This is a genomic window from Massilia timonae CCUG 45783, from assembly GCF_000315425.1.
GTDB classification, from domain to species: domain Bacteria; phylum Pseudomonadota; class Gammaproteobacteria; order Burkholderiales; family Burkholderiaceae_D; genus Telluria; species Telluria timonae.
In genome coordinates, this window is the sequence record NZ_JH992922.1 from 2,015,690 (window position 1) to 2,038,584 (window position 22,895).

General features: G+C 67.4%; 18 protein-coding genes. 9 read left to right on the top strand and 9 right to left on the bottom strand.

Annotated features, from left to right (window positions below; genetic code table 11):
- Nucleotides 1-44: 44 nt before the first annotated feature.
- From HMPREF9710_RS08545 to HMPREF9710_RS08560, 4 genes are all read right to left on the bottom strand, one after another.
- Nucleotides 45-2,408: a M1 family metallopeptidase gene (locus HMPREF9710_RS08545; RefSeq protein WP_005665590.1), complete on the bottom strand. Its 2,364-nt coding sequence runs from the start codon at nucleotides 2,406-2,408 to the stop codon at nucleotides 45-47.
- A gap of 99 nt (nucleotides 2,409-2,507) precedes the next feature.
- Nucleotides 2,508-3,947, bottom strand: coding sequence for a serine hydrolase domain-containing protein (locus tag HMPREF9710_RS08550; RefSeq protein ID WP_005665591.1), 1,440 nt, complete (start codon nucleotides 3,945-3,947; stop codon nucleotides 2,508-2,510).
- Nucleotides 3,948-4,023: 76 nt separating this feature from the next.
- Nucleotides 4,024-5,139, bottom strand: a complete 1,116-nt coding sequence (locus HMPREF9710_RS08555) for a sensor histidine kinase (RefSeq protein WP_229409750.1) — start codon at nucleotides 5,137-5,139, stop codon at nucleotides 4,024-4,026.
- Nucleotides 5,140-5,261: 122 nt separating this feature from the next.
- The gene (locus tag HMPREF9710_RS08560; RefSeq protein WP_005665593.1) at nucleotides 5,262-6,302 is read right to left on the bottom strand and encodes a hypothetical protein; all 1,041 of its coding nucleotides are present in this window, start codon (nucleotides 6,300-6,302) and stop codon (nucleotides 5,262-5,264) included.
- Between the two features lie 237 nt (nucleotides 6,303-6,539).
- Here HMPREF9710_RS08560 and HMPREF9710_RS08565 point away from each other — a divergent pair, with 237 nt between their 5' ends.
- The 6 genes from HMPREF9710_RS08565 (at nucleotide 6,540) to HMPREF9710_RS08590 (ending at nucleotide 14,784) form a co-directional block, all read left to right on the top strand.
- Nucleotides 6,540-8,054, top strand: coding sequence for a hypothetical protein (locus HMPREF9710_RS08565; RefSeq protein ID WP_005665595.1), 1,515 nt, complete (start codon nucleotides 6,540-6,542; stop codon nucleotides 8,052-8,054).
- Between the two features lie 17 nt (nucleotides 8,055-8,071).
- On the top strand, nucleotides 8,072-9,568 hold the full coding sequence (locus tag HMPREF9710_RS08570) for a hypothetical protein (protein ID WP_229409751.1): 1,497 nt from the start codon (nucleotides 8,072-8,074) through the stop codon (nucleotides 9,566-9,568).
- Nucleotides 9,569-9,586: 18 nt separating this feature from the next.
- Entirely contained in the window at nucleotides 9,587-10,057 is a 471-nt protein-coding gene (locus tag HMPREF9710_RS08575) for a hypothetical protein (protein ID WP_005665598.1), read from the top strand.
- A gap of 17 nt (nucleotides 10,058-10,074) precedes the next feature.
- Nucleotides 10,075-13,743 (top strand): tubulin-like doman-containing protein, encoded by a 3,669-nt coding sequence (locus HMPREF9710_RS08580; protein ID WP_005665600.1) that lies wholly within the window; start codon nucleotides 10,075-10,077, stop codon nucleotides 13,741-13,743.
- An 8-nt stretch (nucleotides 13,744-13,751) separates the two neighbouring features.
- Nucleotides 13,752-14,387: a hypothetical protein gene (locus HMPREF9710_RS28345; protein WP_174348341.1), complete on the top strand. Its 636-nt coding sequence runs from the start codon at nucleotides 13,752-13,754 to the stop codon at nucleotides 14,385-14,387.
- Between the two features lie 73 nt (nucleotides 14,388-14,460).
- On the top strand, nucleotides 14,461-14,784 hold the full coding sequence (locus tag HMPREF9710_RS08590; RefSeq protein ID WP_005665604.1) for a hypothetical protein: 324 nt from the start codon (nucleotides 14,461-14,463) through the stop codon (nucleotides 14,782-14,784).
- On the opposite strand, the gene HMPREF9710_RS08595 is transcribed toward HMPREF9710_RS08590, so the two are convergent.
- The 4 genes from HMPREF9710_RS08595 to HMPREF9710_RS08610 all read right to left on the bottom strand — a co-directional run bounded on the left by HMPREF9710_RS08595 (nucleotide 14,781) and on the right by HMPREF9710_RS08610 (nucleotide 18,643).
- Nucleotides 14,781-16,073 (bottom strand): sensor histidine kinase, encoded by a 1,293-nt coding sequence (locus HMPREF9710_RS08595; RefSeq protein ID WP_005665605.1) that lies wholly within the window; start codon nucleotides 16,071-16,073, stop codon nucleotides 14,781-14,783. The genes HMPREF9710_RS08590 and HMPREF9710_RS08595 overlap by 4 nt on opposite strands.
- Nucleotides 16,066-16,764: a response regulator transcription factor gene (locus tag HMPREF9710_RS08600; RefSeq protein WP_005665606.1), complete on the bottom strand. Its 699-nt coding sequence runs from the start codon at nucleotides 16,762-16,764 to the stop codon at nucleotides 16,066-16,068. Before HMPREF9710_RS08600 ends, HMPREF9710_RS08595 begins: the two co-directional genes overlap by 8 nt.
- 50 nt (nucleotides 16,765-16,814) lie before the next feature.
- Entirely contained in the window at nucleotides 16,815-17,582 is a 768-nt protein-coding gene (locus HMPREF9710_RS08605; protein WP_005665607.1) for a MipA/OmpV family protein, read from the bottom strand.
- Between the two features lie 80 nt (nucleotides 17,583-17,662).
- The gene (locus tag HMPREF9710_RS08610) at nucleotides 17,663-18,643 is read right to left on the bottom strand and encodes a fumarylacetoacetate hydrolase family protein (protein WP_005665608.1); all 981 of its coding nucleotides are present in this window, start codon (nucleotides 18,641-18,643) and stop codon (nucleotides 17,663-17,665) included.
- A gap of 512 nt (nucleotides 18,644-19,155) precedes the next feature.
- Here HMPREF9710_RS08610 and HMPREF9710_RS27785 point away from each other — a divergent pair.
- Nucleotides 19,156-19,710, top strand: a complete 555-nt coding sequence (locus HMPREF9710_RS27785; protein ID WP_005665609.1) for a porin family protein — start codon at nucleotides 19,156-19,158, stop codon at nucleotides 19,708-19,710.
- A gap of 25 nt (nucleotides 19,711-19,735) precedes the next feature.
- Here the strand turns inward: HMPREF9710_RS27785 and HMPREF9710_RS08620 are convergent, their stop codons facing one another.
- Nucleotides 19,736-21,799, bottom strand: a complete 2,064-nt coding sequence (locus HMPREF9710_RS08620) for a diguanylate cyclase (RefSeq protein ID WP_005665610.1) — start codon at nucleotides 21,797-21,799, stop codon at nucleotides 19,736-19,738.
- Here HMPREF9710_RS08620 and HMPREF9710_RS27790 point away from each other — a divergent pair.
- Nucleotides 21,798-22,115, top strand: a complete 318-nt coding sequence (locus HMPREF9710_RS27790; RefSeq protein ID WP_157225459.1) for a hypothetical protein — start codon at nucleotides 21,798-21,800, stop codon at nucleotides 22,113-22,115. The two genes, HMPREF9710_RS08620 and HMPREF9710_RS27790, sit on opposite strands and share 2 nt — an antisense overlap.
- A 10-nt stretch (nucleotides 22,116-22,125) precedes the next feature.
- Nucleotides 22,126-22,893 carry a DUF2243 domain-containing protein gene (locus tag HMPREF9710_RS08625; protein WP_005665612.1) on the top strand — a complete coding sequence of 256 codons (768 nt, stop codon included), beginning with the start codon at nucleotides 22,126-22,128 and terminating at the stop codon, nucleotides 22,891-22,893.
- The last annotated feature ends 2 nt before the right edge of the window (nucleotides 22,894-22,895 follow it).

A 22,895-nucleotide genomic window follows, 5' to 3' on the forward strand; every position in this document is an offset into this window, starting at 1 on the left:
ACGGCTAGGCCGTCCACGCGTTCTACAACAGGATCAGTACTCGGTCACTGACCGGAAGCCCCTTCCGTCTTGAGCTTCGTATTAAAGTCGCGCATCAGGTTGTTCGGATCGCGCTCGGTCTTGAACAGCTCCAGCCGCGACGGCGTGGCCTTGCGTGGCCAGCTGTTGTTGCTGACATCGACGTCGGCCGTCTCCCAGTACGGATCCTGGGTCAGCCCCACCATCGGTTCGTCCGTCACGAACAGCTTGGTGATCTTCGCCGGCGAATAACGCCACACCTCGGCCGGAATCCGTTCGATGGTCTTCTTGCCGCTCTTGAGTTCGATCTCGACCACCAGCGGCGTCACCAGCCCGCCCACGTTCGTGAAGTCCACCAGGTACAGGTGCTTGCCTTCCTTGAGCAGCGCCTTTTCCCAGTCCTCCAGGCCGGCCATCTTTTCCTGGTAGCGGTTGCGGTCCTTGTTGGTGACGGTGAAGTCGTCGTTCTCGTTGTAGAAGTCCTTCAGCTCCGGATGCGCATCGACGCGGCGCGCCATCCCCTCGTTGCGCTGCCTCGTGACCGAGACCGGTTCCTCCGCGCGGCGCGCACGCTGCAGGGCCTTCTCGACCTCCGGATCCTGGCTCGAGACCGTGTATTCGGTGATGCCGTCCACGCTCACGTCGACCGCGTCGGTGGTGTAGAACCAGCCGCGCCAGAACCAGTCGAGGTCGGTGCCGGACGCGTCTTCCATGGTGCGGAAGAAGTCGGCCGGGGTGGGGCGCTTGAATTTCCAGCGCTGGGCGTATTCCTTGAAGGCGAAGTCGAACAGTTCGCGGCCGAGCACCGTCTCGCGCAGCACGTTCAGCGCGGCGGCCGGCTTGGCATAGGCGTTGTTCCCGAACTGCAGCAGCGACTCCGAGTTGGTCATGATCGGCACCTGGTTACGGCTCTTCATGTAGTCGGTGATGCGGCGCGGCTCGCCGCGGCTGTCCGGCCAGTTCTCTTCCCAGGCCTGCTGCGCCAGGTATTGCACGAAGGTGTTCAGGCCTTCGTCCATCCAGGTCCACTGGCGCTCGTCCGAGTTGACGATCATCGGGAAGTAGTTGTGGCCCACCTCGTGGATGATCACGCCGATCAGGCCATACTTGGTGCGTTGCGAATAGGTGATCTCGCCGGTCTTCTTGTCCTTGCTTGGCCGCGGACCGTTGAACGAGATCATCGGGTATTCCATGCCGCCCACCGGGCCGTTGACCGAGATCGCGGTCGGATACGGGTAGTCGAAGGAATACTTGTTGTACTGCTCGATGGTGTGGATGATCGCCTGGGTCGAATATTTCTCCCACAGCGGATTGCCCTCTTTCGGGTAGTAGGACATCGCCAGCACGTCGACGTCGCCGCTCTTGACCCCTTGCGCGTCCCAGATGAACTTGCGGCTCGAGGCGAACGCGAAGTCGCGCACGTTCTTCGCCTTGAAGTGCCAGGTTTTCGTCGCGCCGTTGCTCACCGCGCTGCGCGCCTTCTCGGCCGCTTCGGCCTCGGCCTGGGTCACGATGATGACCGGCTTTTTTGCCGTGCGCGCCTGCTTGAGGCGCTCGCGCTGGGCGGCGGTCAGCACGTCGCCCGGGTTCTGCAGCTCGCCGGTCGACGCGACCACGTGGTCCGCCGGCACGGTGATGCGCACGTCGTAGTCGCCGAATTCGAGCGTGAACTCGCCCGAACCCAGGAACTGCTTGTGCTGCCAGCCGTAGACGTCGTAGTAGGCGGCCATGCGCGGGAACCACTGGGCGATCTCGAACAGGTCGTTGTTGTCGTCGAACTTCTCGTAGCCGGCGCGCCCGCCCAGCACCTTCTGCTCGTTGATGTTGTAGCGCCAGTCGACGCTGAAGGTCACGCGCGCGCCGGGCTTGAGCGGCTGCGGCAGGTCGATCCGTATCATCGTCTTGTTGATGGTGTGCGGCAGCGCGCGGCCGTTCGCATCCTTCACCGCCAGGATGTCGAAGCCGCCGGGGAAGGTGCGCTGCTCGAGCAGCGAACGCAGGCCGTCGAACTTCAGGCCCGTCTGCGGCGTGGCGCCGGTCCAGGCGTTGCGCGAGGGGAGGGTGGCGCTCTGGCGCGCGTCCGAACCCGGCTTGTAGATGTTCTGGTCCAGCTGCAGCCACAGATACTTGAGGGTATCCGGGGAATTGTTATGGTAGGTCACCGTGCCGGCGCCGGTGAGCGCGCGCTTGTTCTCGTCGAGCGTGGCGCGGATCGTGTAGTCGGCGCGCTGCTGCCAGTAGGCGTGGCCCGGGGCGCCGGAAGCGGTGCGGATCGCGCCAGGCGTTGGCAGGAGTTCGTCGAGCTGGCGGAACTTGTCGTCGAAGGGCGCGGCTGCGAACGCCGACGTGGCAAGGCATAGCGCTGCCACGCCGATAGGCAAACGAAACATGATTCCCCTGGATCTGTAGTTGATATTAGAAAAGAATTCTAATCCTGATATTAATCAACTGCTCAAGGGATTTGTAAAAATCCTGAAATATAAGTATTCCTACCGGCCGCCGACGCGCTTGTACGGGCGGGAGGAGGCTCCCAGCACCGACACGCCGCTGTCGGCGTCAAGGCGATGCAGCTCGATCGGACGCGACAGGATGAACAGCACCTTGTCGGATTCGGCATACAGCGGCTCCCATGGCGCGTCGCGGTTGGCGATCATCAGCCGGCCTTCGCGCTCGGCGATCTCGAAGCCGCCCAGCCCTTCGATCTGGTATTTGCCGACCAGGGCCTTCTTCTGCCCTGGCGCCAGTTCGACCGCCGGGCGCAGGCGGGTCTGGTTGAAGGACCACTTGTACTCGTGGGCGATGGCGCGCACCAGGCTGTCCGCCAGTGGTCCGCCATTGTCGCCGTTGGTCAGGATCACCGCGCCATCGCCACCTTCGGTCGATGCGACCATCAAGGCCTTGAAGCCCATATTGCTGCCGTTATGGCCGAAGCCCTTGCCCTTGTCCTGGATATGCAGGCCCAATGCGTAGTCGTTCATGACCGGGGTGAGCATGGTGCGCGTCATGCTTGGGGAGATCACGCCGTTGTCGCCGCCTGCCGCGCCGTTCTGGATCGCGATCGCGAATCTGGCCAGGTCTTGCGGCGTGGTCCAGAGTCCCGCTGCCGCCAGCTCAGGGTAGGTGTGGACGCCGCCCTGGTAGGGTTTGCCGTCTTTGTCGTGGGCGCGGGCGGCCTGTGCCTGCAAGGTCGCCGGCAGCGGCTGCGAGAAGCTGCTGTCGCTCATGCCCAGCGGCGCCAGGACCGATTCCCGCAGCAGCACGTCGAAGGGCTTGCCGCTGCGATCGATCATGGCCTGCTGAAGCACCGTATAACCGCCACCCGAATAACGAAATGCCGATCCGGGCGCCGCATCCACCCTGATCGCCTTGGTATTGGCGGCCCAGGCGCCATCCAGCACCTGCACCAGCGTCGGCGCCGGCTTGCCCGCGGCGTAGCCGGGGAATCCCGACACGCTCATGCCGCCCGTATGCGATAGCAGCTGGCGCACACTGGGTTTGCCTTTGCCCTCCGGCAGGCGCCATGAGGTGAGGGCGGTGTCGATGCCGGCGTCGAGATCGAGCTTGCCCTGTTCGACCATGCGCAGGGCGGCCATGGCGGCCACCGGCTTGCTCACCGAGGCGGCCTGGAACAGGGTCTGCGGCGTGACCGCCGGCCCGCCGATCCAGGCCACGCCATAGCCGCGGGCCCAGGCGACCTTGGCGTCCTTGATCACGGCCACGCTCACGCCCGGCACCTTCAGGCGCGTCATCGCGTCCTGCAGGCTTTCGGTCTTGACCGCTGCGTTCGCCAGTGCGACGGCCGGACGCAGGCCGGCTTCGATGCGGGCGATGGCGGCGTCATCGGCATGGGCGAAGGGGGTGGCGAACGTCGCCAGGCTGGCAATCAGGAGGGAACGCAGACGCGGTGCGGCAGGCTGCTTGACAAACATGGGCTCTCCATATGATGTGGACAAATGGTCAACAGTATGAAGATGCCGGACGGGGCGAACAAGCGACGGACGGATTTTATGCGGCCGGCATGCTGAAGGTGAAGGTGGTGCATTCGTGGTCGGACTGCACCGCAATGGCGCCGCCGTGGGCGCGGGCGATCTGGTCGACGATGTACAGGCCCAGTCCCAGGCCTTCGTCACCGGGGCGCGAAATAGCGCGCCAGTAAGGCTTGAAGAGCTGGGCGATGATGTCCGGACCGAGTTGCGGCCCCCTGTTATTTACCACGAGAATGAAGCCGGCGTCGTCAATGCCTGCTTCGACCGCAATTGGATGTGCTGGGTCGCCATGCACCAGCGCATTCTTGAGCAGATTGGACAGCAGCTGCGCCAGCCGCTGCGGATCGCAGCGCAAGTCGATGCCGCGCGCGATGCTGCTGGTGATCGCGCGATCGGGATATACGCCGCGCAGTTCGTCGACCACCTGATCGAGCACCAGGTCTACGTCGTTGTGCCGGGATAGATCGAGGGCCAGCCCGGACCCCATGCGCCCGCGCGTGAAATCGACAACGTTGTCGACCAGCCCGGTCATGCGCAGTGCACTGCTTCGCATCCGTTCCACCACCTTCCTGGTGACCGGATCGTCGTGGCGGCGCGCCAACAGTTCGGCGCCGCCCAGAATCGCACCCAGCGGTGTGCGTAGGTCGTGGCCCAGCACCGCGATGAACTGTTCGCGCAGCTCCGCCGTTTCGCGCTCGGACAGCAGGGCCGAGCGGGTCGCGTTCAATGAGCGTTCGGTCTCGAGCTGGTGCGAAATGAGTTCGGCAAACAGCGTCAGGGCCGGCACGATGGCGCCTTCGCTCAGCTTCCTCGGTTCTGGATCGAGGCCGCACAAGGTGCCGAAATAGAACCCGTCAGGACGAAAGATCGGAATCGAAAAATAGCTCTGGAAGCCGTAGATGCGCGGGGTGCGGTGGTCACGGTAGCAGTCGCTGTCGCGGACGCAGTCGATGACGATGGTCGCCCTGGTCTCGCGCACTTCTTCGCACAGCGTGGTGGTGACGTCAAGCTGGGCGCCGGGGACGAGGCCGAATCCCAGCTGGTCGTACACAGCGCAAGTGGTCCAGCTGGTCGCGGTGACGTGGGCGATGCAGACAAAGCGCAGGCCGGTGAGGGCAGCGACGGTTTCCAGCATGCGCGGCACGGCAGCGATGGACTGGATTTCCCTCACATGGCTGGAAAGCGAATCCGGCATGGTGCAAAAGACGGAATGAAAATCCCATCATAGCATGCAGGTCGCGGCCTGGAAGCGTTGCTTCAGGCCAGCCAGCACCCGTCCTGGTACACCCTTTCCTCGCCCAGCCAGACCGCATCGGTCACCGCGAACACGTCGATGTGGTAGCGCGCATCCTTGCGCTTGAAGCCGGGCTTCGGATACACGCCATGCTTGGCACCGAGCGACAGGTGGATGCCGCACATGCGCTCGTAGGTGCCGATGTCGTCCACCCGCAGCTCGCGCGTGAAGGCGCGGTTCAGGCCGAAGCCCAGCTCGCGCACCCAGACTTCGCCTTCGTCCGCGCGAATATTGTCCAGCACCTGCTGGAATTCCGGCGTCGCGTTCTCGGTGGCGACCACGCGGCCGGCCTCGATCACCAGGGTCACCGGCACGTCCGGGCGGTTCGAGCGGTAGCTGGTGTCGCCGAACACGTGGATCTGCACCCGGCCGTGCACCGCTTCCAGGTCGAGCGCTTCGGTGAACACCTCGCCGATCGGGAACTGGCCGCCGACGTTCTTCATGTCGCTGTAGTCGCCGATGTTCAATTTGGCCGGCTCGAACGGCGAGGCGAAGGTGAGCGTCTCGCCGCCGCCGACCACGCGGCCGTGCGGCGCGCGGTCGATGCGTTCCTTGAGCGCGCGGCCGGTGCCGCGGAAGTACGCCGGATCATAGGCCAGGGCGTCGATGTAGTGCTCGCCCTGGATGCCCGGCATGCGCGACAGGTGCACGTGCTCGATCACCTTCAGGTCGAGCTTGAACAGCTCGACCCGCATGCGAAAGCCGTCGAGACGGAAGTTCGACGATTGCAGCAGCACCACCAGCTCACCCGTCGCCATCGTGCGAAACGCCGCCAGCACCGCTTCCGGCGTCACGCCGTCGAAGTCGATGAAGGTCGCCTGCGGCAGGTTGCGCCGGTAGCCTTCGAGCAGGGCGCGAGAAAGTCCGGTGCGGGTGTCGTACACCACCAGCGCGCGCTCCCCCGGACCGTGTTCGAGCGCGATCGTCAGCACGTCATGCAGATGTTTAGTGGCGGCATCGATGGCGTGCGAAGGGAGGTCGGCGTGGGGATCTGCGGCGGTCATGGCGGAATCGGGAGGGCAACAAAAGGTGGAATGGCAGGCGGCCATTATACGTAGGTATGCCGAAAGTTCCCCGCCTGGGCACGCGATGAGTTCGATTATTGATGCGTCCGGGATCGCGCGACGCTACCTCGTGAACGGCGCGCCGCGCGACAGTTCGCGGAGCTATCATTTGAGCAATAGCAAAGACTGAGAGCCCAATCCGTTTCAACAAATTATTTGGCAGAGCGAAAGGTAGCAATGGCGTACAGATGGGAAACGCCTGCCAGCATCTGGCAGGAAGACGAGGCAAGCGGCGAGTTCGCCCTGCTCGCCAGCGCGGGCCTGGGCCCGGTCGACTGGCAGGGCCGCGCGCGCCGGCGCCTGCCCGACGTCGCCCACGTGCTCGGCGCCTCGCTGCCCCTCGATTGTCGCTGTTCTCCGATCTATCCCGAAGGATTCGCCTATTGTCCGCGCTGCGGGCGTCCGCTGTTGCGCCTGGGTGGCGCGCCGGCGCGTGTGCGCGGATGGTGGGGCCCGGGCGGCGACGACGTGCTGCCGCGCCACGTGCCGCACGGCTTGCCGGTCACGTCACTGCCGCTTGGCGACAGCCTCGAAGAACGGCCGGCCGCACCGACGCCCGGTCGCTTTGACCTGACCATGCCGGCGCCGCCCAACGCCTGTTCGGTGTTCGCCGCCGCAGGCTTCGGCTTTCCCGGCGAGCGCCTGCTGGCGCTGGCCCACACCCGTGGGGTGCTGCAGTACTGGGATCCGCTGGGCGGAAGCTGGCATGTGCTCACGCCCGAAGCGGGCGCCGCCAGCCTGGTGTTCACCGCCTCCAGCCACGCCTGGATCCCGGCGCTGGACCCGCGCCGCGGCGAGGCCGGCGTGGTCCCCGGCCTGGACGGCCTGCAGCGGCTCTGGATCGACCCGGTCAGCGAAACCTACCGCACCGAGAGCATGCTGGCCGCGCCCATCGTGGCCGCGCCCGGCCTCATGCGACGCCACCTGGCCTGCCTCGCGGGCGGCATCGATGGCGTGCGCCTGTGGAGTATGCGCCTCGACATCGATGAAGCGCAGGAGTATGCATGTCCCGATGCGCCGGCGGGCGGCTGGAGCCGTCCGCTCGGCTACGACGGCCGCCTGTTCTGGCTCCACGCCCAGGGCCAGCTCACCTGGCGCCCGGGCGAGGCGCCGCAATTTTCTCCATGGCCGCTGCACTGGCAACCGCGCCTGGACTTTGGCGGGCCGACCCAGAGCCGCGACGGCCGCCTGTGGCAGATCGGGCACGATGGGCAGGGTTATTCCTACCTCGAACTCGGCGCCGGCCCCGATCACCTGCCGGCGCGCATGGCGATCGACGGCGCGCGCCTGGGCTTCGCCAACTTCCTGTTCCGGCGCGGGCATCCGGTGCTGGACGAGCCGTGGTCGAACGAGCACGTCGAAGACCCGCACCACGACGACACGCTGGTGCTGCCGCTGCTGCGCAGCTTCAACAACAACCGCAGCCAGCCGAGCGGCCTGGTGCTGCGCTTTCACAAGGCGAACTTCCGCGCCGAAGAAGCGTTGGGGACCGGAGCAGACGTGAGCACGCCTGCGCGCGTCATTCCACGCACCACGGTGGAGTGGATCGGGCGCCGCAACGTGATCCTGGACGAGATCGCGCGCCTGGCCCGTCCGCTCGAGTGCGTGCCGGTGGTGGCGGGCGGCTGCCTGTGGCTGCACCATCCCGACTGGAACCAGATGCGCGGCTGGCGCCTGGACGAGCCGTTGTGATCACGACGATGATGAAGATGATCGCACGTCCACTGGCGGCGGCCCTGCTGGCCGGCGCGCCGCTGTGCGCCGCAGCTGCGTCGCCTTCCGTGCCGCACGTCTTCCTGGTGCAAAACTCCGGCTGGATGGAGCCGTTCTACAGCGATCCCAGGTCGCCCTTCAAGCCGCTGGTGGCGGCGCTGGCGGGCAGCGTGGTCCAGCCGGGAGATGCGCTGGTGCTGGCGAGCTTCAATCAGGCCCGCGAGGGGGCGCCGTCGCCGCGCGCGCTGCTGTCGTTCAAGGCAGGCGAGGAACCGGTCCGCGCGCGCGTGGCGCAGGCCATCGCCAGCCTGGACACGGCGCGCAAGCCCGGCGGCGCTGCGCTGGCCGACACCGACCTGGGCGAAGCGGTGCGCGCCGCGACCGGGCAGGTGCTCCAGGGCCGGCCCGGCATCGTCTGGCTGGTGACGAACAACCGCAACAGCCCCGACAACGACCAGGCCACGGCCGCGCGCAACCGCGAATTCTATGCGCTGATCCACGGCGGCGACGCGATCACGAAGGCATTGGCCTTCCCGCTGCGCATGCCGGTCCAGGGCAAGCACTACAGCGCAAACGGACTGATGGTGTACGCCTTCGCGGTCGGGCCGCAAGGCGCGGCGGCGCTCGATGCGCTGCTGGCCTCCGGACGCATCGCCCGGGTGATCACCGAGCCGCCGGCGCGCCTCAAGCCGCTCGACCGCGACACGGTGCGGCTCGCGCCGCGCCGCGTGGTCAATGCGCCCGGCGTCACGTTCGCCGCGGATGCGGGCGGCGTGCTGCGCGCCGACGTCGCTTCCGATGCGCGCACGCCGCAGGCGCGCATCGAGTGGAACCTGGAAAACACGATGTATCCGTACACGATCGGATCCGCCACCCTGAGCGCGCGCTCCCTGCTTGCCGGCGAGAGCCATCCGATCGTGCTCGATACCCAGCGCGTGCGCGCGCTGGCGCCCGGACAGCCGGCGCCGCTGGGTTCGAGAATGCCGCTGCCGGTGGCGCAGATGCCCGACAAATGGTCGCTGGCCGCGCTCAAGTCCGCGGGCTCGGCCTACGTGCTGCCGGGCCGGATCGAATTGCACCTGGCCGACCAGAAGCTGGCGCTGTCGCAGGCCTTCCGCCAGCGCATGGCGGCGCTGTTCCCGGGCGACCCGCTGCCGGATATCTTCATCCCGCCGGCGCGGGTGCAGGCGTCGACGGCGGTGCTGCCGGTGGAGGTGCGCGTCCACTATGGCATGGGACCGCTGCTGGCGCTCGTGGGTGGCCTGTTGGCGCTGCTGGCGCTGCTCGCCGCCGGCGCCTGGGCCTGGACCAGGCCGCGCACGGCCCAGGTGCTGGTGGATGAAGAAGCGCGCACCTTGCGCGGCCGCCCCGGCACCACCCAGCCTGTTCATGACCGCCATGGCGAGCAGGTCGCGCAACTGAAGACAACGCTGTTCGGCCATCGGCTGCTCGATGTGCGCGAAGGCGCGCACGTGCGGCTCGGCCGCCCATAACAAGGAAGGAAAAAGACCATGCAGGCAGCCCAGCCACCGACAGATGCTCCATCGCCCGCCGATCCCGGCTTCAAGCTGCCGGAGGAATCGGCTTCGCCGCAGGACGCAGTTCAGCAGACCATGCCTCAGACCCTGCCAGATACCGCCACCCGTCCGGTCGAGGTGATGCCGGTCGACCCGCACACTCTGCCGGTCGCCGATACTTCCGACCGCGACCTGGCGATCGGCGGCATCGTGTTCCTGATCCTGCTCAGCGTCTACTTCTTCGTGCGCGGCGCCTATGTCCACCATCTGGTGCGCAAACGGGTGGCGCCTTCCTCGGCCGGCAACGCCGGCTGGCTGCTGTTCGTCGGCCTCGGCTTCCTGTCGGCGGCGGCGGTGCTGGCCATCATCAACGCCAGCCGCTTCCTGACCTTCGCCGTCACCGGCCCGCTGGTGGCGGTGGGCCTGGTGGCGCTGGTCGCGTCGCTGTTCATCGGCCGTCGCTAACAGGGAGTTTCCACGCCATGGCAGAATTCCCGAACCCGTCGAGCATCAACAGCCGCCCGGCCGAACTGAAGGTCGACCTGCGGCCGACCCTGTTCATCGGCGCCGGCGGCACCGGCATGGAAGTCATGATGCGTATCCGGCGCCGCATCCTGGCGGCGGTCTGGAACCGGCGCCATCCGACCCGGGTCGAATCGATCGCCGACTTCCCGGTGGCGCGCTTCCTGCACTTCGACCTGGACAGCAATGCCGTGATCGACGAGGGCAAGTCGCAGCGCACCGATCCCTGGTACGAACTGGTGCGCCTCTCCGACGAGGAACGCCTGGTCGAGCCGCTCGACCTGCCGCAATACCACGAGTCCGACGACAGCCTGGCGCGCTTTCCGCTGATCGAGAGCTGGATGCCGCTGCGGCCCAAGAAGCTGCGCTCGCTCGGCATCGATCCGTCGAAGGGCGCGGGCCAGATCCGCGCGCTGGCGCGGCTCTACCTGTTCGACAAGTATCCGAAGCTGCGCGGCCGCATCAAGGGCGCGCTGAACTACCTGAGCAGCAATGCCGGCATCGAGCGCAAGGAGAATTACCAGCGCCTCGGGCTGCAGGTCGACACCTCGAAATTCAGGATCGTGGTCGTCGCCTCCGCCGCCGGCGGCACTGGCGCCGGCAGCGTGCTCGACCTGGGCTGGCTGTCGAAGGCGATCGCGCGCCAGGAAGTGTCCGACAGCCAGGTCGACCTGGTGCTGCTGATGCCGTCCGGTTTCGCCAAGGCCAACAAGGAGCGCACCGAAGCGAATGCCTACGCCACCCTGATGGAACTCGAGACGGCGATGCGCGACATGAACGCCAATATCACGTGGCTGGACCCGGATAGCATCGCCGGCCGCGGCGCGCCCTACGACGACGTGTATTTCGTCGACACCGCCAACCTGGCCAATAAGGCCACGCTCGACGTCAAGGACGTCTACCAGATGGTGGCCGACACGCTGTTCGAAGACTTCGCCTCGGCGGACTTCGCCAACCGCAAGCGCTCGGTGGCGGTCAACCAGCAGCAGCACAAGCTGGGTCCGTACAACCCGCGCGTGCCCGAGGCGCGCTTCGGCGACATGCGGCTGTCGTACTCGAAGGCGTATTCCAGCTTCGGCCAGTCGGTGCTCGACACCCAGCAAAGCCTGCACGAAGACATCCGCGCCTATGAACTGGCGGCGCTGATGGTGAAGGCCTTCTTCGGCCTGGCCGGCAGCGATGGCGTAAGTGGGAACAATGCGGGGAACAATGCGGGGAACAATGCGGCGCGGCGCGCCGGCGACGCCGAGCGCGACGCCTTCATGCGCGAGCAGATGGAAATGGCCGAGCGGCCGTTCGACGAGTTCCCCGACCTGCGCAAGGGTTCGGTGGACGTCACGCCGTTCACCGAGTACGCGCTGACGACCGCGCTGCTGCAGGACCGCGACGGCCGCTCGCTGCTCGAGCGCGTGGAAAGCCGGGTCCAGCTCGAGATGGACCGCATCATGGCGTCCTACGACGTCAAGCTGTGGCGCGAAAAAGTGTCAGAACTGCTGCCGCAGCTCGAACGCGACGCGATCCGCGAGGCCGGCGCCACCGCCGAGACCAGCGAAGACCGCATCAAGCGCCATACCGGCGAACTGACGAACCGCGTGAAGGGCAGGGTGCGCGAGCGCCTGTACGCCCTGCTCGACGACCGCCGCCAGGGCGGGCTGGAATTCGTGCTGTCGTTGCTGGAGCAGGTCAAGGCGCGCCTGGCGCAGCGCGACCTGGCGCATGCCGAGCGCAATGGCCGCCGCTACCGCGACATCCGCGACGCGCTGCGCACGCGCCAGGTCGAGGAATCGCTGAACAACCTGGGCCAGGCCGCCGTTCGCCTGTTCGGCAAGGAGCCGCAGGCGCGCGAAGTGATGGGCCACCTCAAGCGCGACCTGGCCGATTACCTGCGCTTCCACCTGCTCGCGGTGGCGGCCGGCCAGGCGATCGAAGTGATGCGCTCGCTATCCGGCTGGCTGGGCGATCCGCAATCCACCGATGAACACGGCCATGCGCAGTGGAGCGGCATCGCCGGCGAATTCCAGGAAGGCCGGCGCGCCGTGCAGGCGATGCTCGGGGCGGTGGACCAGCGCATCATGCAACTGCGCGCCGACGCGCGCCAGGAACATGCGACCACGATCAAGCTCGGCGTCGAGACGACGCCGGCGCCGGTGAGACTTACCGGCGACACCAGCATCTGGAGCGAGGAAGTGCTGCTCGAATTCGGCGGTTCGGCGCGCCTGTTTCCGCAGCTGGGCGACGAACGCCTGCGCGCCGAGCTGCTGCTCAAGCTGTTCCGCCGTGCGCAGTTGCAGCTGTCCAGCCAGGGGCTGGATCAGCAGGAGAGCGCCGATCCGCTGCTCGAACGTTTATCGACCCTGTCGCCGCAGGAGCGCCAGCGCATTTTCGCCGAGTGGATCCGCAGCGCGATGCCGTGGGTGAATGCGCGCTTCTCGGCCGAGTTCACGCCGAACGCCGACCAGTTCAAGTGCTTCATCGGCGTGGGCGATCCCGTGTCGTGGCGGCGCATGGAGGCCGAGATCCGCGCCGCCGTGCCGACCGGTTACTTCCATGGCGAGCTGGTGTCGATCGTCAACACCGGAGTGAGCGGCAGGGCGGTGTGCTATATCGAGCTGTCCGGCTATCCGATGACGGTGCTGCGCGGCCTGCCGACCTGGCGCGCCTCGTACCAGATCGAGAACCCGAAGATCCCGACCCACCTGCATTTCGACGCCACGCGTTTTCGCCATCCGATCTCGCCGTCGATGGACGAGCTGGGACGGCTGGCCGACGATTACGAGTGGTATTTGCAGGCGATCGCGCTCGGCGTCATCCGGCGCAAAGCGGAGCTGGGCGACCGCGAGGCCGCTTTCCAGCCGCGTGGCCAGTACCTGTTCGAGGTCGAAGCGGGGTCCGGCGAATGGCTCCAGGTCGGCAACGAGTTCGCGATCCGCTCCAACGGCCTGCCGCCTTATTATCGCGAGGGGATCATCGCGGCCGTCCAGGCGCGCCTGGCGCATCTCGGCCCGCAGCGGCTGATGCTGCTGGCGGCGCTGATGCGCTATTACCAGCTGCGCGTATACGAACCGCGCCTCGAAGTCGACGAGACTGGCGCCCAGCTGCCATCGCCCTCGCTGCCGAACATCACCGCGCGCCGCCTGTACGACAGCTGGATCCGGCGCGCGCAGGCGCTGGACCCGGCCCTGGGGCCGGCGCGCATCGAGGCCTTGCTGGGCCAGGTCGAGCGCTGGACCGAGGCCGTTCCCGGCTCGAGCCAGGACGCCTACGGCTGGGAAGTCGAGCGCGCGGTCGACAAGCGCGTGATCCTGCCCGCGCTGCTGGCGGACGAGGAAGCGGCGGCGCAGGCGCTGGCGCCGCGTCCGGTCGCGCCGCCACCGCTGCCGACCGCGACGCCACGCTTCAAGCTGTTCATCGGCGGCGCCCAGCGCGGGCCGTTCACGGTCGACGAGGTCGCGCAGCAGGCCGCGCGCGGCGAGATCGACCACGCCACCCGCGCCTGGGACATGCGCTGGCATCCGAAGATCGGCAAGTGGAGCACGGTGGGTGAGCTGCCCGAGTTGGCAACTGCGCTAGGCCGCACGCCCGATGACGGGATACCCGATCCCGACGACGGCGTGCCGGATCCGGACTAGGAACAGGCATGGAGCAAGCACTGTCTACCTTTCGCTGCGTGAACGTCGGCTGCGGACGCGCCTTTCCGCGCCGGGTCGCATTCTGTCCCTGGTGCGGCACGGCGCAGCAGGCGGCCGCCGCGCCGATCGCGCCGCCGGCGCCCAGCCTGGCGAAACGGCCGGAGCCGGCCGCCGCTCCCCCGCCAGCCCCGGTTGCGGCGGCTCCGCGACCAGCGCCGCCAGCGCCGCCAGCACCGCCAGCACCGCCAGCACCGCCAGTGCCGCCGGCACCGCCCAGATCGCCCCCACCACCGGCAGCGCCGCCCATCCGCCCGAGTGCGGCGCCCCGTCCGGCCGCTCCAGCGCGCAAGCCGATCCGCCTGCGCTGGTGGCTGATCGCGCTCGGCCTGCTATGGCTGGCCTGGATGCTGACCAAGCCGACGGCGGCGCGCATCGAGCGCCGCATGACATCGGCGATCGCATTGGCGAAGGAATGCAAGCCGAAGGAGGCGCAGGACGAACTGATCGCGCTGCGCAAGACGCGCGCGAGCCAAGCGCAGCTGCGCAAGGTGCAGGATGCGCTCAATGCCGCAGCCGCCGCCTGCACGCGCGAAGAGCGGCGCCGGCGCAGCCATCCGCTGGCCGATCCGAAGCGCGGCGGATGAAGCTGTAAGCACATCCACGCCGGATGGCCCGGTGTATCATGCAAGGCGTCGAGAAAACCGCAAGGAGCAGGGAATGAAGGCAAGCATGACAAGGGCGCTGCTGGTGCCGGTGATGCTCATGGCGCTGGCCGGCTGCAGCCGCGACGAGGACGGCGCCGGGCCGGCGGAACGCATCGGCAAGGCGCTGGACGATGCCAGCGCCAAGGTCACCGATTCGGTGCAGGACGAATTGGCCAGGGTCGACGACGCGGTCGACGAGGCGCGCGACAAGGTCAGGGACGCGACCGAGGAAGCCAGCCGCGGCTTGGACCGCGCGACCGAGGAAGTCGGCAAGTCGGTGGAACGCGCCGGCGAGAAGATCCAGGAACAGGCGGACGAGATCAGGGAAGACGATTAAATAAACGTCATCTCCGCCAGCGTGCCGTGCGCGGGGTCGGACGAGATCGCCAAGGTCCAGCCGAAGCGCTCGCACACCCGGCGCGTCAGGAACAGCCCCAGGCCCTGGCCGCCACCCTGCTTGGCCGAGGTGCGCAGCGCTTGCGTGTAGCGCCGCGCGGCGGCCACCGTGTCGAAACCTGCGCCGCTGTCCTGGATACTCAGGCGCCCCTCGACCAGGTTGATGCGGATGGCGCCCTGGTAGCTGTTCTCGGCCGCGTTGCGCAGCAGGTTGCCCACCACGATGCGCGCGATCGCTTCCGGGCTGTTCACCGTCAGGGGTTCCAGGGCTTCGACGACGAAGTGCGCGTCCTTGCCGTCCAGTAGATGCCGGTGGTCGTCGATCAGCGCCAGCAGCAGCGCATCGAGCCGCGTGGTCTCCAGCGGCGCCTTGCCGTCCTCGCGCGACAGGAACAGCAGCGCCGCCATGATCTCGGTGAGGTTCTCGGCGGTCGATTCGATGCGCGCCAGCGGGGCGCCGGCGGCCGGCGGCAGGTCATGCAGCTTGAGCACGTCCACGGCGCCGGCGATGACGGCGATCGGCGTGCGGAATTCGTGGCTGGCCTGGTCGAGCAGGCTGCGTTCGCGCTCGATGAAGCGCTCGACCCGTTCCAGGTGGCCGTTCACGATGACGGCGATGTCGTGCAGTTCGCTCAGGGCGAAGTCGGTCGCCAGGCGCTGCGACGGCTGCTCGGGATCGAGTTCTTCCATCCGCTGGGCCAGCACGCCGATCGGCCGCCGCAGGCTGCGGTAGACCCAGGCGATCGAACCGGCGATCATCGCGGCGCTCAGCACCGCGATCAGCACGCTGACCAGGGCCATATTGTTCTGGTAGTTTTCCAGGTCGGTGATGTCGACCGCCATCACGATGCGTTCGCCGTCGCCGACCGGCGTCACCAGCACCGCATGGCTGAGATCCGACTCGTAGCTGTCCATCCGCTCTTCGTCGTAGTAGCCGGGCCGCAGCGCGGCGAAATAGGGCGGCATGTCGGCCGGAATCGGCCCGGCGCCCAGGCGCCAGCCGCGGACCAGGCCCGTCGGCGGCTGTTCCTCGCCGGGCGCCGGCTTGCCGCCCGCGCGCATCCGGGCGGTGCTCGATTCCAGCAGTTCCTCCCACAAGGGATGCACGATCAGGTGCTGGCTCAGGTTGCCCTGGACGGTCAGGCCCAGGGCCATGGTCAGGAAGAACAGGACGAAGATGGCGCTGATCTTGCGCTGCAGGCTCGACATGCCGCGGATGCGCCTATTCATCCGATAGCCCCAGCCGGTAGCCGCTGCCCGCGATCGTCTTGAGCAGCTTGCGCGGAGATTCGCCGTCGACCGCCTTGCGCAGCATGTGCATGTGCGAGCGCAGGACGTCGGTGTCGGGCACGTCGTCCTTCCAGATCAGGGTTTCGAGTTCCTCGCGCCGCACCAGCGCGGGCGAGCGGCGCATCAGCAGTTCGAGCAGCTGGCGCCGCACCGGCGTCATCGCCACCACCTTGCCTGCGCGGCTCACCTCGAGCGTGCCGAGATCGAAGCGCAGGTCGGCCACTTCGAGCACCTGCGATTCGGCCACGGCGCCGCGCGTGCGCTGCACCAGCACGCGCAGGCGGATTTCCAGCTCGGCCAGCGCCACCGGCTTGACCACGTAGTCGTCGGCCCCGGTCAGGAAGCCGTGCAGCTTGTGCTCGAGCTGGTCCTTCGCGGTGAGGACGATCACCGGTATCCGCGACTTCATTTCCTGGCGCAGCCGCCCCAGCATGGTCATGCCGTCCATGCGCGGCATCATCCAGTCGAGGACGATGGCGTCGTAGCGGTTGATGGCCAGCAGCCCCAGGCCCGATTCGCCGTCCGGCGCGGCGTCGGAATGGTGTCCGCAGGCTTCCAGGTAGTCGTAGATGTTCGCCGCCAGGCCGGCGTTGTCTTCGATGATGAGTATGCTCAGGGGCTGCTTGATCATGGGGCGCAACGAGGTCGGTTGAAATGGCCGGAGCAGTATCGCACCAAACCTTAGAAGCCGCGGCTGAAGCCGATGAAGGCCGACACCGAGCCGTCCTTGTCCTTCTCCACCAGCGGGCTGTCCGACAGCTTCGTCGGCAGCTTGCGGTAGCCGACATTGCCGATGAAGACCCAGTTGCCGGCGAACGGGCGCACCACGTCGACGCCGATGCGGGCCACCGCCGCGCTGCCCGGCTGGTAGCTGGCCACGCCGCGCGCGACTTCCCCGGGCAGCGTGCCGTAGTAGTAATTGGCCAGCTTCTTCGACAGGTGCGACACGCCGACGTTCGGCGTGATCCGCATGGCGCCCCACTGGAACGGATAGCCATAGCTCAGGTTGACTTCAATCCCCTTGCTGGCGCTGGTGACATCGCCCTTGACGCCCAGGTCGAGCTGGCCCAGCGCGCCGCGCCAGCTGGCGGCCAGGCCCAGGTCGAAGGCGTCGTCGCGGTCTTCCAGCAAGGCGCGGTCGATGCCGCGCTCGGCCAGCTCGAGCACGCCGAAATCGTCCCTGTCGATGCCGTCGAAGCGGGCCGACAAGGTCGCGTCGAGGGCGAAGCCGCCGCGCTTGACGAGGTGGGCGCCTCCTTGAATGCCGCGCCAGTAGAAGCGCTCGCCCTCGTAGGACACGAGCGGGAAAGGCGTGACGCGCGTGCCTTCGCCGGCATACACCGAGTCCGAGACGGCGGCGCCGACGCCCAGGCCCCAGCGCGACGGTTGCTGCGCGCTGGCGAGGCTGGAAATGGCAAGAAGGGTGGCGAAGAGGAAAAGAGGCTTCATGGATAGTCCTGTCGATGGTCGTGAATGCGTGCCTGCACTATGCGGCAGGCGTGTCGATGAAATGTCGTTGGCGCGGCGGCTTATTTTGAAGGCGCGCCGGCCGCGACGACGGCGGCGTCGATCCAGCCGAGGTAGTTGCTCGAATGGCGCACCCGGTTGCCGGGTTGCAGATAGATGCGTTTGGCGGCCTCGCTGGCCAGGTAGCGCTCGATCTGCGCCAGTTGCGCTGCGCGGTCCTTTGCGCCCATCACCGCCTTGATCACGTCCGGCGCGGGCTCCTGGAACACCACGCCATCGCCGGTGCCGGTCAGCACCGCGCTCTCGGTGCCGATCGCCTTTCGTGCGACCATCGGGATGCGGCCGCCCGCATACGACCAGGTGCGGCTTGTCGCCTCGCCTAGCGTCTCGGTCACGATCGCGCGCAGGTCCTTGATCATGTCGCCGGCCCGGGCGTGCTGGCGCTGGCGGCCGTCGACGTGGGTCGCGATGGTGACGCCCTGCAGAAAGGCCTTCCAGTCGCGCGGCACCACCAGCAGGGCGCCGGCCGGGAAGCGGTCAGGCCCGCTCTTGGCGTCGGCGAAGCCGTCGCCGGAGGCGGGATTGGCCAGGTTGATGTTGCGCACCAGCGTGGCGCGGTCCGAGAAGTCGCCGCACAGGAAGAAGCCCTTGCGGGCGGCGTCGAAATCGGCGCCCGAGCGCAGTTCGCGGTCGAAGCGCGCGCACACTTCCACCTCGTAGTCCAGCAGGGCGCCGGGGACGGCGGCGACGCTCGCGCGGGGAGCGCCGGCCGCGGACAGCTTGGGAAACAGGAAGGCTTCGTGCATGCCGACCTCTTTGCCGTGCGCCGGGTAATTGGTGCCGGCGGCGATGTGGGCCAGGCCGCGCGGCCCCACGCCGAGCAGGCGCTCGAGCGGATGGCTGACGGGGCCCTGTGCCTGCCGCGCCAGGCCGTCGAGGGCGGCGGCATCGAAGCGGTTGATGACGTCGAAGGCGTCGGGGCTGTACGAGCCGCTGACCGCGCTCAGGTCGATGGCGGTGAGCTTGCCGGCGCCGAGCTTCAATGCCAGCAGGGTGTGGACCCGCCCCCCCCTGGCGCACCTGGGCGAAGGTATGGGCCTGCGCGAGGGGCGCCAGCGTCGGGGCGGCGGCGTCCGGCGGCGCCGCCGGCGTAGTAGCAGCGGCGAGCGCCAGGCTGGCGCTGGAAAGGACGGTACGAAGGCGGAACATGGTGGACTCCAGGTGATGAACGAGCCGGCATCGTAGCGAGGCGATGTCGCGACGTTGTCGTGCATATCCGATCTTCGCCGGGCGCTCTGGCGCCGCTCAGGCAAGGGATCATCGCCAAGTTGTATCCAGAGGTAACGCAATGCATATGCCCGATCGGCACGGAACGTGCGGCGAACGGCGCGCAATGTCGCGACAAGTCGCGGCACCTGTCCGGTCGACGAATGTTCGAGCCGGTATTCGTTACAACCGCTTACGCATCAACGGTTCAACTCGGCTTGCCATTGGTGCTACCTTTCTAATACGCAATTCAATGAGGAATTGCGAACCAGACCAGACAGAGGACATCATGAAAAAAATCCTGATCACGCTCGCAGCCACCGTCGCTGCCATCGGTTCCGCACAAGCCCAGACCGTCGTCGCCGACGGCGGCGCGTCGCGCCCTTATATCGGCGCCGCCGTTTCCGGCGCCAAGAACCAGACCACGGATGACTGGCAAGCCGGCGGCAAGATCTTCGGCGGATATAACATCGACCAGAACTGGGCGGTGGAAGTCGGCCACTCGCGCTTCGGCAACGAGGACTTCAACGTCGCGTGGGCGCCGGGATTCGCGGACGCCCGGGTGAAGAGTTCGCGCACCTATGCCGCGGCGAAGTACACGATGCCGGTGAACGCCGAACTCTCGGCCTACGGCAAGCTGGGCGCATCGTATAACGAGACCAAGACCTCGTTCATGGGTGACAGCTATACCGATCGCGACACCGGCGCCTATGCCGCGCTGGGCGTGCAGTACGCGCTGGCGCCGAACGTGGCGCTGTTCGGCGAATACGAACGCTACGGCAAGAAGAAGGAAATGGGCGCCAAGGCCGACGTCGTGTCGGTGGGCCTGCAGTACGGCTTCTGATGCAGTAGACCTGCGCCGCGGACGCTCAGCCGTTCGCGGCGCGCGGCAGGTCGCGCTCTCCCATCACGACCGACAGGTCGACCTGGCCGGCGCGCCAGGCATGCTCCAGGTTCTGCTCGATCGCATCGATGCTGGCCAGCCTGTCGTCGGCGAAGCCGCGTACGCCATAGGCCCGGTTGCGCCCGTGCGACTTGGCCAGGTACAGCGCCATGTCCACCAGGTTCACCACCCGTTCCCATGCCAGGCTCTGCTTGCCCACCGACAGCGGGAAGGGCGCATAGCCGATCGAGACGTTCACGCTCAGGGCCATGCCGCCATGGTCGACGACGGTCGCGCCGATGCCGGCCAGGATGCGCTCGGCCACCTCGTCCAGCCCTGACTTGCCGGCCGGCGCGGTCGGCAGGTAGGCCAGGAATTCCTCGCCGCCCCAGCGCACGATCATGTCGGTCTCGCGCAGGATCTCGCACAGGCGCGCCGCGATCGTGGTCAGCACCGCGTCGCCGGCCGCGTGGCCATAGGTGTCGTTGATGTTCTTGAAGTGGTCGACGTCGAGCAGGAACAACGCTCCAGCCGGGGCGCCACCCGGTGCCTGCGCTTCCGGCGGCGTGCGCATGTACTCCAGGAAGTGACGGCGGTTGTACAGCCCGGTCAGCGGATCGCGCACGCTCTGCTGCTTGAGTTCGCGGTTCTTTTCGTGCAGTTGGGCGTTGGCGTGGCGCACCTTGCGGTACAGCAGGCCCACCACGGTCGCCGCCAGCGCGAACACCGCCACCAGCAGCCACCACACGCGCTGTTGCAGGCGGCGGTTGTCGATCTCGGTCGACTTGATCAGGTTCTCGCTGCGCAGCAGCTCGATCTGGCGCTGCTTCTTGTCGCCCTCGTACTTTTCCTGCAGGTCGAGCATGGCCTGCTGGCGGCGTCGTTCGAACAGCTCGTTGGAGATCTTGCGTTCGCGGTGGTAGGCCTGCAGCGCGCCGGCCAGGTCGCCGGCGCGTTCCAGCGCGAGGCCGTATTCGACCAGCGCGGTCTGCAGTTCCGGCTTGTCGCCGATTTCCTCGTAGCCGGCCATGCCCATCTCGATCTGGCGCTTGCCTTCGGCCAGGCGGCCGGTGCCGAGATAGGCCTGGCCCAGGTTCAGGTGTGCGGTGGCGTCCAGCGCGCGGTCGTTCAGCGGACCCACCGCCGCCAACGCCTGTTCGGCGTAGCTTGCCGCGTGCTTGAAGTCCCCGGTCTTGAGATAGAAATCCGACAGGTTGATCAGCGACACCACGACCCGCTTGTTGGCGCCGATCGAGCGTTCCAGCGCCAGTCCTTCCTGCAGCGCGCGCAGCGCGCGTTCGCGCTGGCCGGTGTCGATCGCCAGCCCGTACTCGGCGTTCCGGATGGTGGCCATGCGGCCGGGCGACCTGGCTTTTTCGGCGGCGGCAAGCGCCTCGTCGAGCAGGACGAAGCCTTTCTCGGGTTCGCGCATCTGGGCATACAGGCGTACCAGCGAATTGAGCGCCATGACCACGTGCACCGGCTCGCCCTGCGCGCGCGCCAGCGCGGCCGCGCCCTGCAGCCGTTCGAGGGCGCGCGGCAGATTGCCTTCCTCGGCATGCGATTCGCCCGACGAGATGGCCGCGCGCACGCGCAGGTCGATGTCGTCGGTGGTGTTGGCCAGTTTTTCCGCTTCCCAGACCAGGCGGTGCGCCTCGCCCGGGCGATGCTGGGCGAAGGCGGAATACCCTTGCATCAGGAGGCCCTTGGCCAGCGCGCCGGCATGATCGTATTCACGGCCCAGCGCAATCAGCTCGTTGGCCAGCGCGAAGGACTGCCCATGGTGGCCGAGACCGTGGCGCGCCATGGCGAGCTGGTTCAGGAACTCGATGCGCTGCGTCAGCGGCGCCTTGCGGGCTTGCGCCTCGAGCGCTTCCAGCTTCGGCAGGGCGCGCTCGGGCACGAAGCGGTTGAGTTCGCGGATTTCGGCAATGCGCTGGTCCAGCGACAGGGCGTCATCGGCGAACGCCAACGCCGATGCCGCGCACAAGGCCAGCGCCAGTGCGTGGGAGCGGGAGCGCGCGAATGCGCGGTGCAGGACAGCCAACATGCCGGTTCTCGTCGGGCCGGTCGTTCCGGCGGAAGTTGTTTGGTCCATTATATGGCTGTTGCAAAGTAGAAATTTCACTTTCTCTTTAAATGTCACAAAAATGACACAGGCTCGCGCAGCAATGGCCGAGCCCCTGCCATTTGTCCAGAAAGCCCGCCAATCCAGGCCAAACCGTCCGCCGCGCATGCTTGCCGCATGGAACGAAGTGTTGTATTTCGACATATACCGTCGATCAGAAAATCACACTTTATTTGTTGAGGGAATGGTGCGATGCCGTTCCGCTTCACCTTCTATACTGGCTGCGGGACAGCGTTGAGGAGATGGATATGTTGAGATCGCCATGGGCCAGGTGGGGCGCGACGCTGGGCTTTGCGCTCGGCGGCTTTTTCGACGGCATCCTGCTGCACCAGATCCTGCAGTGGCACCATCTGCTCAGCCTGGTTCCCAGCATCGACGACCTGCGCCTGCAGGTGTTGTGGGACGGCTACTTCCACCTGCTGATGTACGTCGTCGCGCTGGCCGGCCTGGTCGGTCTGTGGCGCGCGCAGCGGCGTGGTGGCGTGGACTGGGGCCGGCCGCTGGCGGGTGCGCTGCTGGTGGGCTTCGGTGTCTGGCACACGGTCGACGCGCTGCTGTCGCACTGGCTGCTCGGTATCCACCGCATCCGCATCGACAGCCCGAATCCGCTGTTGTGGGATCTGCTCTGGCTGGCCGTGTTCGGCATCGTGCCCTTGGTGCTGGGCTGGCGCTGGCTGCGCCGCCAGGGAGGGGGCGGTAGCGGCAAAGGGATGCGCAACGCCACCGCGGCGATGGCCCTGCTGGCCGCCGGCACGGTCGGCGCCGGCGCCTGGGCGCTGATGCCGCCGCCGGGGCAAGACCTGACCACCGTCGTGTTCCACCCCGGCGCCGGCCCGCGCGGGGTGTTCGCGGCGCTCGACGCGGTCGACGGCCGGCTGGTGTGGAGCGACCGCGCCATGGGCGTGGTGGTGGTGGCGGTGCCGCAAGCGCGCCGCTGGGATCTGTACCGGCACGGCGCGCTGCTGGTGAGCGGCAGCGGCGCGCCGGCCGGTTGTTTCAACTGGAGCCGGATCTAGAA